This is a genomic window from Flavobacterium frigoris PS1 (assembly GCF_000252125.1).
GTDB classification, from domain to species: Bacteria; Bacteroidota; Bacteroidia; order Flavobacteriales; family Flavobacteriaceae; genus Flavobacterium; species Flavobacterium frigoris_A.
Genome location: NZ_AHKF01000023.1, coordinates 37,673 through 50,213, shown reverse-complemented (window position 1 = coordinate 50,213; position 12,541 = coordinate 37,673). Strand labels below are relative to the sequence as shown.

Below are 12,541 nucleotides of genomic sequence, written 5' to 3'. Positions count from 1 at the left end.
TGTTTTTTATCATAGAATGCGGGTACTGAAGGAGCTAAGAAAGATTTAGGTTTCGAAGTCGCCTTAAATGGCAAAGAGTTTCTGAACTCGGATATTGATTATTCCAGTTTTTCTGCTGTGCAGTTCAAGGAGTTTCAAGATGATTACAGAAATTCACAACGTGATAATGCCGATTTGTCTAAGCTGGTAGCCGCTTTTAAAACACAAATTGGATATCATGAAAATATAATCTCGAAAATGGATTCACAAATGCAAAATGAACTAAATCTTAAAAAAAACATCCACAGTAAAAAGACCGTTCAAGATACTAAATCCATTACGAACTATATGGCAAGTTTGCGTGAGAAAAAAACCAAGGAGGAAATGGTGTTGCTGACCAAGGCGATTCGTATCTCGGCTATGGGACAACGTGAAATCATGAAAGCGATGCACCCCGGAATGTCAGAAACCGAAATTCAAGGTGTACATGAATTCGTTTATAAGAAATATGGAAGTGAGTTTGAAGGTTATCCTTCTATTGTGGGTGCTGGGAATAACGGTTGTGTATTGCATTATATTGAAAACAGTAAGACAAAAGTAGACAACGATTTAGTGTTAATGGATTTGGGTGCGGAATACCACGGTTATACTGCTGATGTGACCCGTACCATTCCAGCAAACGGAAAATTTTCTCCAGAACAAAAGTTGATTTATGATTTGGTTTATGAGGCCCAGGAGGCTGGAATAGCAGCAGCAAAAATCGGAAGTACTTTTAGATCCACTGATGTAATTGCTCGTAAAGTAATCTATGAAGGTTTAATAAAATTAGGAATAGCTGATTCTGACGAGAAAGCTGCAAAATTTTTTCCACATGGACTGGGACATCACATAGGATTAGACGTTCATGATCCAGGTTTATACAATTTGATAGAAAATAATATGGTCATAACTATAGAACCAGGAATTTACATTCCTAATGGCTCAGATTGCGATAAAAAATGGTGGGGAATTGCGGTGCGAATTGAAGATGATATTTTAATAACTCCTAACGGACCTATAAATCTGTCTGCAGAAGCACCGAGAAAGTCTCAAGATATAGAAGCGTTGATGGCAGAGAAAAGTGTTTTTGACGATTTTCATTTGCCAAAATTGGACTAAACTTTTATAGAATCTAAGGTTTATTACGGTTGTAAAATAAAAAGCTCCAAATCCAGCAGAATTCGGAGCTTTTTGCTGTGATCTACTTTTCAATTAGATCACAATACCAGAACCCATAATCAAAGGCATCTGAAGCGCTGGTATCGCAAGCAGTATCTAACGAATCTTCTTTCTCAGGTCTTTCATACTTTCGGTAAACCACTTCGCCAATTTCAAAAGCAATGGGTTTCGAGAAAATAGGACCATCAAAAGTAAAGGTGTGGAATTCTCCGTTTTCGCCACATACATCTACATTGGCAGGTAAATCATTGATAAAATCTTGGTCAATTACTCTGCCTACAAAGCTTTTGTCGAGAAAGCGCTCATTGACACAAACAACAATCGTTTTAAAGCCTAGATCGATGAATTCTTGTAAAAGCTCCGTAGTTGGTACTTTCCATAGTGGAAAAACGGCTTTAAAACCTATTTCGGCAAGTTTGTCTTCGCGATACTTGCGCAAATCTTCTAGGAAAATATCTCCAAAAATAGAATGTGTTACACCTTGTTCTTTCAGTTTCCCCAATGTTTTATTCATTACCTCTTCATAGGCTTCCATTGTAGGCATTTCGGGAATTTGCATAATTTCTAATGGTAGTCCAATGCTTTGAGCTTGCTGATGCAACAATTCGACCCGAACGCCATGCATCGAGATGCGTTGAAAATGTTGGTTGACACTCGTCAGCAAACAGCTGATTTCAAACTCGGGTTCTTGTAAAATTTTATATAAGGCTAAAGCAGAATCTTTTCCGCTGCTCCAGTTAAATAGGGCTTTCTTTTTCAATGTATTTGTGTTGTGGTTTTGGAAGTAAACTTACAAAATATGTTCTGTTTGTTTATGAAACCTTTGTAACTTTGGTCCCATTGACCCCTTATTGAATCGAATAATGAAATACCTACTTCTTTTTATCACCTCATTTGCATTCGCACAACAGACAAAATCTGTCGATTTCAAATCAGTTCATGGCCAAATAACAATTAATCCTACCGAAAAATCAGTTTCAGGTTCCGTTAGCTATTCGGTTGAGGTGTTGAATGCCATTGATACTATTAAAATTGATGCGCAAAACATGGAGTTTTCTAGGGTTGCTTTAAATGATAAATCATTAAAATTCATTAATGATGGCAAACAGCTTTTATTGATCTATCCTTTCAAAAAGGGAAAAAGCAACATTAGTTTCAATTATGTGGCATACCCGAAGCAGACCATGTATTTTGTGGGCTCAGAGGAAAAAGACAATTTGCAAATCTGGACACAGGGGCAAGGGAAATACACTAGCAATTGGTTCCCGAGTTTTGATGATGTCAATGAAAAGTTGGTTTTTAATTTGACTGTTTCTTTTGGCAGTGGCTATCAAGTGGTTTCGAATGGCATATTAAAAGAAAAAATAATAGCTGATGAGGTTACTCGGTGGAAATATGAAATGGAAAAACCAATGAGTTCCTACCTCCTGATGGTTGGCATTGGAAAATACGACATACACCTCCAAAAATCAAAATGTGGAACGCCTTTAGAATTGTATTTAGAAGGCAAAGATGCTGGTAAATTTGAACCTACCTACCGCTATTCTGCGCAAATGTTTGATTTCTTAGAAGACGAAATAGGGGTGAAGTATCCTTGGCAAATCTATAAACAAATTCCTGTTCGAGATTTCCTGTATGCGGGAATGGAAAATACTTCGGCAACATTATTTGCGAGTCGGTATATTGTGGACTCGATAGGTTTTGAGGATCGAAATTATACCAATGTAAATGCACATGAATTAGCGCACCAATGGTTTGGAAATTTAATCACAGCAGAGAGTGGAAAACATCATTGGTTGCAGGAAGGTTTTGCAACTTATTATGCCTTGTTAGCGGAACGCGATATATACGGTGATGATTACTTTTATTCCAAATTATACCAATCAGCACAGCAGATAAAATACGCTTCAAGAACAGATTCGATTCCGGTTTTGAATGCTAAAGCCAGTTCATTGAGTTTTTATCAAAAAGGCGCTTGGGCACTATTTGTGCTGCATGATGCTATCGGCGATCCGGCGTTTAAAAAAGCGGTACGAACTTATTTGAAAAAATATGCCTTTCAAAACGTCACCACAGAAAATTTCTTTGATGAGCTGAGAAAAGTGTCAGATTATGACTTGGATAAATTCAGTAAAGAATGGCTTGAGTCTTCAGTATTTAATGCTGAGTTAGCTAATGAGTTAATGAGTGAAAATAAAATGATACAGTTGTTGTTTGAAGTGGAGAAATTGAAAGGAAAACCGCTGAATGAAAAAGAAGATTTCTTTGCAAAAATAATGCAGTCAGATGTTTATTTCACGGTTAAAGAAGCTATTATAAGCCAACTGAAAAACGAAAAATTTGCAGCTAAGAAGCAGCTATTGCATTTGGCTTTGGCAACTGATGAGGTTCAAGTGCGTCAGGTTGTAGCAATTGAATTGCGCACTATTCCGGAAAGTTTTAGAGAAGAATATGAGACGCTATTAAATGACAAATCATATCAAACGCAAGAAATTGCTTTATATAATTTATGGAATAACTTTCCTGAATTTCGTGCTAAATATTTAAATGCGTCGAAGAGTTGGATAGGTTACAATGATTATAATCTAAGAACTTTATGGTTGTCGTTGGCTTTGTCAACCCCAGACTATTCAAATGATCAAGCTGCTTTAATAGGGGAACTGATCAATTATTCGTCCGTTAATTATGAGGCTATCACAAGACAAAATGCTTTGACTAAACTGATCGCTTTTAAGTTAATAGATGATACAGTTTTACAAAACTTGGTCAATGCCACAACGCATCATATGTGGCAGTTTTCTAAATTTGGAAGAGATAATATTCGGGTTCTATTGAAAAATAGCGAAATGAGAACTTCATTGGAAAGGATTTTACCTGAGCTAAATGAAAAGGAGCAATTTCAACTGAATCGTTTATTGAAAGAATAAGCGATTTACCACAATTGACCCACTTCGTTTTTGATAAAGGCTAAGGCCGCACTACTAGGAGATGGTTTTTCTAATAAATCACTTAGGATCGTTTCGCGTAGACTATTTGCATCGGTTACTTTTTCGTTTTTTGCAGCCAGACGAACGATCTGAATTGTAGCATTTTTGGCAGTTACAATAATGGACCAGCATTCATCTGATATGTATATCTGCTGTGTCAAATTGTGCTCGAATTCTTGCTCTATTTGGGCAATTACAAAATTCCGATAATCGTTTTTGTCATCAGAAAGAGGTGTAATTCTGACTAATAATTGCGACGGATTGATTCGTTCCATGAATAAAGTCATACGTTCGTATGCTTGTAATCTTAAAGGCAAGCTCGCTGCTTGATTGTCTTTTTGTAGCAACCATCGTCTCGTATTTTGTTGGTCTTTGAAATGGGCATTAAATAATGAGTACGCGACAACTCCAGTGATTAAAGAAGGTAAAGTATAGGCGATTATTTCTGTTAAAATAGTTGAATCCATTGTAATGTAAATTTTGATAAGCAAAAATATACTTTTTGATGAGAATTCCTCTTCAATTGTATTGTATAAATACAGGGAATAGTATTTTTGCAAATTAAATGTGGGAATGGTGCTAATTTTAGGCGCATCAGTTTAATTTTTTATTTGAGACCGTCAATGGAGTCGTATATCATTATTTTTCTTTGTGTCGCCGCTTTCGCAGCTGGATTTATTGACGCCATAGTAGGCGGTGGTGGTTTGATTCAAACTCCGGCAGGTCTGATTTTACTTCCTAATTTACCGGTTTCCACCGTTATTGGAACCTTGAAAATACCTGCTTTCAGCGGTACTTCCTTTGCTGCTTACCAATACTTAAAGAAGGTAAATATGAATTGGAAGCTACTTTTAACTATGATGGCTGTGGCCTTGCCTTCCGCTTTCATGGGTTCCACATTGTTGACTTACATGAGCAATGATTTCATGAAGCCGTTATTGCTTTTTATACTTTCTCTTTTGGCGATTTATACCTACGCCAAGAAAAATTTTGGACAACACGTAGAAAAAAATATTTCAGAAAAAACGCTGATTTTGAATGCGATCATGATCAGTTTTATTGTTGGTTTTTATGACGGATTTATCGGCCCGGGAACCGGAAGTTTTTTTGTGGTGGCATTTATTGCTTTGATGGGTTTTGATTTTTTGCATGCTTCCGCAAATGCTAAAATGGTGAATCTAGCGACCAATTTTGGTTCGATTTGTCTCTTTGCTATCAAAGGAAAAATTATTTGGGCAATTGCTTTACCTATGGCTGCAAGTAACGCAATGGGAGGATGGCTCGGTGCTAAATTGGCTATTAGTAAAGGAAATAGTTTTATCAGAATTTTCTTCTTAGTTGTTGTAGTGGGAACCTTGATTCGATTTGCCTACGATGTCTTTTTTATATAAATTACGCTGTCGCTGAAAGTTTTAATCTTAAACTTTATGAAGTAATAGGAATAGTATTTTGCGTTTGTCAATTTGCTTGGATCGAAAGTGAAAATGTGAGCAAGCAGTATCTATAGTTTTTTCTAATGGCTTAAGTCTTTAAAACTTTAGGAGTTCCAACTTTATTAACTCTTAAATTCTTATTTTTGCATAAATAGAAATTCTCCATGCAAAAATACATTGCCCAACTTAACGAAGCACAACGCGAACCAGTATTACAGAAAGACGGACCAATGATTATTATAGCTGGTGCCGGTTCAGGAAAAACACGTGTGTTGACAATACGTATTGCCTATTTGATGCACCAGGGAATAGATGCATTTAGTATTTTGTCGCTTACTTTTACCAATAAGGCAGCGCGTGAAATGAAAAAGCGTATTTCGGATATTGTTGGTTCCAGTGAAGCTAAAAATCTTTGGATGGGAACTTTTCACTCTGTTTTTGCTAGAATTCTACGTTCCGAAGCCTCTCTTTTAGGCTATCCGTCTAATTTTACTATTTATGATTCTCAGGATTCGCTTCGTGCTATTTCTGGAATTATCAAAGAAATGCAGTTGGATAGAGACGTCTATAAACCAAAACAGGTTTTGAGTAGAATTTCAAATTTTAAAAATAGTTTAATTACCGTAAAAGCGTATTTCAATGATCCCGATTTGCAGGAAGCGGACGCTATGTCCAAAAAACCGCGAATGGGTGAGTTGTACCAAAAATATGTAGAAAAATGCTTCAAGTCGGGTGCCATGGATTTTGATGATTTATTGTTGAAAACCAATGAATTGTTGACTCGTTTCCCTGAAGTGTTGGCGAAATACCAAAACCGTTTTCGATATATATTGGTTGATGAGTACCAAGATACCAATCACTCTCAATATTTGATTGTTAGGGCCTTATCTGATAAGTTCCAGAACATATGTGTGGTAGGGGATGATGCGCAAAGTATATACGCCTTTCGTGGTGCAAATATTAACAACATTCTGAATTTTCAAAAGGATTACGAAGGTGTCAAAACCTTTAGATTGGAACAGAATTACCGTTCGACAAAAAATATTGTTGAAGCGGCTAATACAATTATTGATAAAAATAAAGTCAAATTAGATAAAATTGTGTGGACAGCTAATGATTTTGGTCCAAAGATAAAAGTGCACCGCAGCATGACTGATGCCGAAGAAGGGCGTTTTGTTGCTAGTACAATATTCGAACAAAAGATGCAAAACCAAATGACTAATGGTCAATTTGCCATTTTGTATCGCACCAATGCACAGTCTCGTTCTATGGAGGATGCGTTGAGAAAGCGTGATATTCCGTATCGAATTTACGGAGGTCTGTCTTTTTACCAAAGAAAAGAAATTAAAGATGTGCTGTGTTATTTGCGATTGGTAATCAATCCGAAAGATGAAGAAGCATTAATGAGGGTAATTAATTATCCTGCGAGAGGAATTGGTAATACAACCATCGAAAAATTATTAGTGGCCGCTAATCATTACAAGCGTTCTATTTTTGAGGTGATGCAAAATATAGATAAAATTGACTTGAAATTGAATTCAGGAACAAAGCAAAAACTGCTTGATTTTGTTACTATGATTCAGAGTTTTCAGGTGATAAATGAAAATCAAGATGCCTTTTTTATCACCGACCACGTTTCTAAGAAAACAGGATTGGTACAGGAATTAAAGAAAGATGCTACTCCGGAAGGGATGGCTAAGGTTCAAAATATAGAAGAGTTATTAAACGGAATCAAGGATTTTACTGAAGGTCAAAAAGAAATTGACGGTGCGCGAGGTGCATTATCAGAATTCATGGAAGACGTGGCCTTGGCAACTGATTTAGACAAGGACACAAGTGATGAAGATCGTGTGGCTTTGATGACCATTCACCTGGCCAAAGGACTAGAATTTCCTCATGTTTTCGTGGTAGGTATGGAGGAAGATTTGTTTCCTAGTGCTATGAGTATGAGTACCAGAAGCGAATTAGAAGAGGAAAGAAGATTATTTTACGTGGCATTAACTCGTGCGGAGCATCAGGCTTATTTGACTTATGCGCAATCGCGATACCGCTGGGGTAAATTGACTGATAGCGAACCTTCTCGTTTTATTGAGGAGATTGATGCTCAGTATTTAGAGTACCTGACGCCTGCAGAAAATAATTACCGTTATAAGCCTATGATTGATAGTGATATTTTTGGTGATGTTGACAAATCAAAATTGCGTTTAGCAAAACCGGCGAATGGAACACCTCCAAAACCTAGTGCAAACGGTGAATCAAGATCTGATGTTAGCGTTAGGAAATTAAAGCCTTTATTAGATAAAGGACCATTAGGAACTGCAAACTTGTTTGATAATAAATTAGTGGCGGGAAATGTAGTAATGCATGAACGCTTTGGTAGAGGACAAGTGTTAAACATTGAAGGAGGAGGAGCTGATAAAAAAGCGGAAATCAAATTTGAAGTTGGAGGTATCAAAAAGTTATTATTGCGTTTTGCAAAATTAGATATAATCGGATAAAAAAAGTTTAAAGTTCAAGGTTGTTGGAAAGCAGCAAAACCTGAAGCTTTAAACCTAAAACTTTAAACAAAAATATAATGGCAGAATTTATTAAGATTTACCCAGATAAACCCAGTGAGGCTGCTATTGCGAAGGTAGTAAAGGTGCTGAAAGATGGTGGTTTAATTATTTACCCGACCGATACTGTTTATGGATTGGGATGTGACATCACAAATACCAAAGCTTTAGAACGAATCGCCAGGATAAAAGGAATAAAGCTGGATAAGGCTAATTTTTCGTTTGTTTGTCACGATTTAAGTAATTTGTCGGATTATGTGAAGCAAATTGACACGGCTACTTTTAAAATATTAAAAAGAGCATTGCCTGGGCCGTACACTTTTATTTTGCCAGGGAACAATAGTTTGCCTAAAGAATTTAAGAAAAAGACAACCGTGGGGATACGTGTGCCGGATAATTCTATTGCATTGGAGATTGTACGTCAATTAGGAAACCCAATTGTCTCAACTTCGATACATGATGACGATGACGTAATAGAATATACAACAGATCCGGAACTTATTTTTGAAAAGTGGCAGAATCTTGTTGACATGGTTATAGATGGAGGTTACGGAGATAATGTGGGTTCTACAATTATTGATTTGTCAGGAGATGAACCAGAAATTATCAGAGAAGGAAAAGGAAGTCTTGATATATTGTAACATCGCGATTTTTGGCTTAATTGTTGTTTACATTAAAATAATTATTATTTTTGTCTAAGATAAAATAAGAATTTATTCACGTATAGCATGCCATTCTTGATAAATATTTAATTGGTTATTAGAAAAGGATTAAGGATGCATAGAAGCAGGTCAATCGACCTGCTTTTTCTTTTTAAGTTATTTCACAGAATTAGATTGGAATGAAAAAATAGTTGACATAAAAAAAAACGTCTCGATATTCGAGACGTTTTTATTTATGTCAAATGAAATTAAAAACTATTGTTTTTGTTTTTTCATTTCTTTTTCAATCATATCATAAAATTGATCGATTTTAGGCAATACAACAATACGAGTTCTTCTGTTACGAGCTCTATTTTCTGCTGAATCGTTAGCAACTAATGGAATGTATGAGCTTCTTCCCGCAGCAATCAATTGCGCTGGATTTACTTTCAATTCATCTGTCAATACTCTGATGATAGAAGTAGAACGTTTCACACTTAAATCCCAGTTGTCAAGTAAAACACCGTTTCCAGTTAAAGGAACATTGTCAGTATGACCTTCAACCATACATTCAAAATCAGGTTTGTCGTTAACTACTTTTGCTACCTTAGATAAAACTGCTTTTGCTCTATCAGATACAACGTAGCTTCCAGTTTTGAATAATAATTTATCTGCAATTGAGATAAATACAACACCTTTTTCAACATTAATTTCAATATCTGGATCATTTAACCCTACTGAACTTTTCAAGCTAGTAACTAAAGCAAGTGTAACACTGTCTTTTTTAGTTAATGCATCTTGCATTCTAGTAATTTTCAAATCTTTCTCTTTGATTGATTCTAAAGCTTTTTCAATATTTTCTGCACCTTTGGTAGTCAATATAGTCATGTCCTTAGATGTACTGATAAGCGTTTGGTTGTGTTCTTTTAAACCTGCAACTGTTGCAGTAAGTCCAGCCTTCTCTTCTAAGCATGAGTTTAATTTCACAGTACAACTGTTTAACAGATCCTGTGTTTCTTTATTTCTAGTTTCTAAATCAGTGTATTTCTTTTTAGAAACACAAGAGCTTAAAAGTGCTAAAACTGATAATGCAATTACAATTTTTTTCATAGATTTTTTTGTTAGGTTCAAGTGCAAAGTTAGTTTTTAATGATTAAATATTTGATATAAATTACTGTTAAAATTACTTAACAAATACCTTGCCAGCCTTGAGGTAGTAGTTATAAACGATACTTTTGGTATTATAGTATTTTTTTGATTGAATAAGGCCTCTTTTTTTGTAAGTATTTGAAAATAAACTATAAAAAGACGCATGTGCTTTTAAAATAGCCGTAAAATGAGAAAAATTTCCTTTAAAAATAAATTGAATTCCTGCTAGACCGTCTAGTAGCATTCGGGAAATTAGAACAGAATATAACTTTTTCTTTGGTAAATTTTTGGTTAACATTAACAATGAGTTTCTGAAATTCAAAAAAGTCTTTTTAGGATTACCTTGTTGCAATGTTGCGCCCCCTACATGGTAGACTACGGACTTATGATTGTATTTTATGTTATGGCCTTTATTGGATGCGCGCCAACACAAATCGATCTCCTCTTGATGGGCAAAGAAATCGTCGTCAAAACCGTTGAGTTCCTTGTAAATGGAACTCCTTATGAAAAAACAGGCACCTGATGCCCAGAATATTTCACAATCATCATTATATTGGCCCTTGTCTTTTTCTACTATTTCAAAAACGCGTCCGCGACAGTATGGATATCCATATTTATCAATGAAACCCCCTGCAGCACCTGCGTATTCAAAATAATCTTTGTTTTTGAAATCCAGAATCTTAGGCTGGATGATTGCTGTTTGTGGTTCCTTTTCGAAAGTTGCTATGATGGGTAGTAACCAGTTTTCTGTTACCTCGATATCTGAATTGACTAAAGCATAGATTTCAGCATCAATATGTTTTAGGGCCTCGTTGTAGCCCTGCGCAAAGCCGAAATTAATATCGTTTTTTACGATTTGTACCGTAGGGAAATGAGTGGTCACATACGAAATAGAATTGTCTGTCGAAGCGTTGTCAGCTAAATACACAGTGGCTTCGGGTGAAAATTGTAGTATTGACGGTAAAAATTGCTCCAGTAAAGTAACTCCATTCCAATTCAGGATAACGACTGCTATTTTCATTTTATTTATTTAGGTAGTATAGTTTGGAAGATCAGCTAGAAACTGATATTTTTCATTTTCAAAATCCATTTGGCAAAAGTAATGGTTCAAGCCATTGGTTACCATCAAAAATTTAGCATCCATGGTCATGTTATAACGTGCAATTTGGTCAAAGGTGGCTTGTGCAATTTTTATTTCGGGTGCTTTACATTCGATTAGGATATAAATAGAACCGTCAGGATTATAAACCACTACATCATATCTTTTTCGCAATCCGTTGACTTTTAATACTTTTTCTACATTTATATGGGATTTAGGGTAGTTTTTTTCTTCCAATAAGAACTGGACAACATGTTGGCGAACCCATTCCTCTGGAGTTAGAACGATAAATTTTTTCCTGATTTCATCAAAAATAGACACTTTATTTTCGCTATTTTTGAGGCGAAAAGAATAAGAATAAAAATTCAGTTTTTGCATGAAGCAAAAATAGTTATTTAGTTTAAAGTTTAGCAAGTTGAGACCAACTTTAAACTTTAAGCTTTAAACCAAAAATATGGACGAGGTAATAAAGATTTTAAATGACATAAAAGGAGGAAACATCAAGCCGATCTATTTCCTAATGGGAGAAGAAGCCTATTACATCGATATCATATCAGATTATATTGAAAAAAATGTATTGTCCGAGGAGGAAAAAGGGTTCAACCAGACTGTATTGTATGGTAGGGATGTATCAATAGAAGACGTAGTTTCAACCGCCAAGCGATACCCTATGATGGCGGAACGTCAAGTGGTAATTGTCAAAGAGGCCCAAGATCTGAGCCGTACCATTGATAAACTAGAAAGTTATGCTGAAAATCCGATGCTAACTACGGTTTTGGTGATTTGTTATAAATACAAAACCTTAGACAAACGTAAAAAAGCGACCAAATCTCTGGCGAAGTCGGGATTGGTTTACGAAAGTAAAAAACTATATGAAAATCAGGTAGGTGACTGGATAAAACGCATATTGGCCAATAAAAAATATACTATCGAACCTAAGGCAAATGCCATGTTAGTTGAGTTTTTAGGAAACAATTTGGGAAAAATAAATAATGAGCTTGAAAAACTGCAAATTGTCCTGCCGAAAGGAAGTGTGATTACTCCGAAAGATATAGAGGAAAACATAGGATTCAGCAAGGATTTTAATGTTTTTGAACTAAGAAAGGCGATAGGCGAACGAAATCAACTGAAAGCCTATACCATTGCAGAGAATTTTGCAAACAATCCAAAAGAAAATCCAATGGTGGTTACCACGAGTTTGGTTTTTGGATTCTTTATCCAATTGCTTAAATACCATGGCCTGAAAGACAAAAACCCGAAGAATGTTGCTTCAGTTATAGGTGTTAATCCTTTTTTCATGAAAGAATATGATGTAGCGCTAAAGAATTACCCTATGAGAAAGGTAAGTCAAATAGTGGCCTCACTAAGGGATATTGACGTAAAAAGCAAAGGAGTTGGCGCAAATGCCATGTCAAATTCCGATTTGTTACGAGAAATGCTCTATAATATTTTCAATTAGCGGTTAAATTTCACGATATTT

Annotated in this window: 10 protein-coding genes and 1 pseudogene; 6 read left to right on the top strand and 5 right to left on the bottom strand. The window is 35.6% G+C overall.

Annotation, left to right across the window (positions count from 1 at the left end; translation table 11 throughout):
• Nucleotides 1–21: 21 nt before the first annotated feature.
• Nucleotides 22–1,137: pseudogene (locus tag HJ01_RS14950) on the top strand (M24B family metallopeptidase); the annotation flags it as partial.
• Between the two features lie 82 nt (nt 1,138–1,219).
• Here the strand turns inward: HJ01_RS14950 and HJ01_RS14945 are convergent.
• Nucleotides 1,220–1,957 carry a diphthine--ammonia ligase gene (locus HJ01_RS14945; protein WP_007139320.1) on the bottom strand — a complete coding sequence of 246 codons (738 nt, stop codon included), beginning with the start codon at nt 1,955–1,957 and terminating at the stop codon, nt 1,220–1,222.
• A 103-nt stretch (nt 1,958–2,060) separates the two neighbouring features.
• On the opposite strand from HJ01_RS14945, the gene HJ01_RS14940 reads away from it, so the two are divergent.
• A complete protein-coding gene (locus HJ01_RS14940) occupies nt 2,061–4,124 on the top strand; it encodes a M1 family metallopeptidase (RefSeq protein ID WP_007139319.1) in 2,064 nt (687 codons plus the stop codon).
• 5 nt (nt 4,125–4,129) lie between these two features.
• Here the strand turns inward: HJ01_RS14940 and HJ01_RS14935 are convergent, their stop codons facing one another.
• Nucleotides 4,130–4,651, bottom strand: coding sequence for a hypothetical protein (locus HJ01_RS14935; protein ID WP_007139318.1), 522 nt, complete (start codon nt 4,649–4,651; stop codon nt 4,130–4,132).
• A 156-nt stretch (nt 4,652–4,807) separates the two neighbouring features.
• Here HJ01_RS14935 and HJ01_RS14930 point away from each other — a divergent pair, with 156 nt between their 5' ends.
• The 3 genes from HJ01_RS14930 to HJ01_RS14920 all read left to right on the top strand — a co-directional run bounded on the left by HJ01_RS14930 (nt 4,808) and on the right by HJ01_RS14920 (nt 8,813).
• Complete coding sequence (locus HJ01_RS14930) at nt 4,808–5,575, top strand: sulfite exporter TauE/SafE family protein (protein WP_007139317.1); 768 nt, start codon at nt 4,808–4,810, stop codon at nt 5,573–5,575.
• Nucleotides 5,576–5,781: 206 nt separating this feature from the next.
• The gene (locus HJ01_RS14925) at nt 5,782–8,115 is read left to right on the top strand and encodes an ATP-dependent helicase (RefSeq protein WP_007139316.1); all 2,334 of its coding nucleotides are present in this window, start codon (nt 5,782–5,784) and stop codon (nt 8,113–8,115) included.
• A 77-nt stretch (nt 8,116–8,192) separates the two neighbouring features.
• Nucleotides 8,193–8,813: an L-threonylcarbamoyladenylate synthase gene (locus tag HJ01_RS14920; protein ID WP_007139315.1), complete on the top strand. Its 621-nt coding sequence runs from the start codon at nt 8,193–8,195 to the stop codon at nt 8,811–8,813.
• 276 nt (nt 8,814–9,089) lie between these two features.
• Here HJ01_RS14920 and HJ01_RS14915 read toward each other — a convergent pair whose 3' ends face one another.
• From HJ01_RS14915 to HJ01_RS14905, 3 genes are all read right to left on the bottom strand, one after another.
• Nucleotides 9,090–9,923: a flagellar motor protein MotB gene (locus HJ01_RS14915; protein WP_007139314.1), complete on the bottom strand. Its 834-nt coding sequence runs from the start codon at nt 9,921–9,923 to the stop codon at nt 9,090–9,092.
• 73 nt (nt 9,924–9,996) lie between these two features.
• Complete coding sequence (locus HJ01_RS14910) at nt 9,997–10,983, bottom strand: glycosyltransferase family 2 protein (protein ID WP_007139313.1); 987 nt, start codon at nt 10,981–10,983, stop codon at nt 9,997–9,999.
• Between the two features lie 9 nt (nt 10,984–10,992).
• Nucleotides 10,993–11,439: a type I restriction enzyme HsdR N-terminal domain-containing protein gene (locus HJ01_RS14905; protein WP_007139312.1), complete on the bottom strand. Its 447-nt coding sequence runs from the start codon at nt 11,437–11,439 to the stop codon at nt 10,993–10,995.
• 76 nt (nt 11,440–11,515) lie between these two features.
• Between HJ01_RS14905 and holA the strand changes: the two genes are divergently transcribed.
• Complete coding sequence (gene holA / locus HJ01_RS14900; RefSeq protein ID WP_007139311.1) at nt 11,516–12,520, top strand: DNA polymerase III subunit delta; 1,005 nt, start codon at nt 11,516–11,518, stop codon at nt 12,518–12,520.
• Nucleotides 12,521–12,541: the final 21 nt, after the last annotated feature.

Excerpts from the sequence above, each read along its gene's own strand:
- HJ01_RS14940 (WP_007139319.1), top strand. The coding sequence starts at position 2,061 with ATGAAATACCTACTTCTTTTTATCACCTCATTTGCATTCGCACAACAG.
- HJ01_RS14935 (WP_007139318.1), bottom strand. The coding sequence starts at position 4,651 with ATGGATTCAACTATTTTAACAGAAATAATCGCCTATACTTTACCTTCT.
- HJ01_RS14930 (WP_007139317.1), top strand. The coding sequence starts at position 4,808 with ATGGAGTCGTATATCATTATTTTTCTTTGTGTCGCCGCTTTCGCAGCT.
- HJ01_RS14925 (WP_007139316.1), top strand. The coding sequence starts at position 5,782 with ATGCAAAAATACATTGCCCAACTTAACGAAGCACAACGCGAACCAGTA.
- HJ01_RS14920 (WP_007139315.1), top strand. The coding sequence starts at position 8,193 with ATGGCAGAATTTATTAAGATTTACCCAGATAAACCCAGTGAGGCTGCT.
- HJ01_RS14915 (WP_007139314.1), bottom strand. The coding sequence starts at position 9,923 with ATGAAAAAAATTGTAATTGCATTATCAGTTTTAGCACTTTTAAGCTCT.
- HJ01_RS14910 (WP_007139313.1), bottom strand. The coding sequence starts at position 10,983 with ATGAAAATAGCAGTCGTTATCCTGAATTGGAATGGAGTTACTTTACTG.
- HJ01_RS14905 (WP_007139312.1), bottom strand. The coding sequence starts at position 11,439 with ATGCAAAAACTGAATTTTTATTCTTATTCTTTTCGCCTCAAAAATAGC.
- holA (WP_007139311.1), top strand. The coding sequence starts at position 11,516 with ATGGACGAGGTAATAAAGATTTTAAATGACATAAAAGGAGGAAACATC.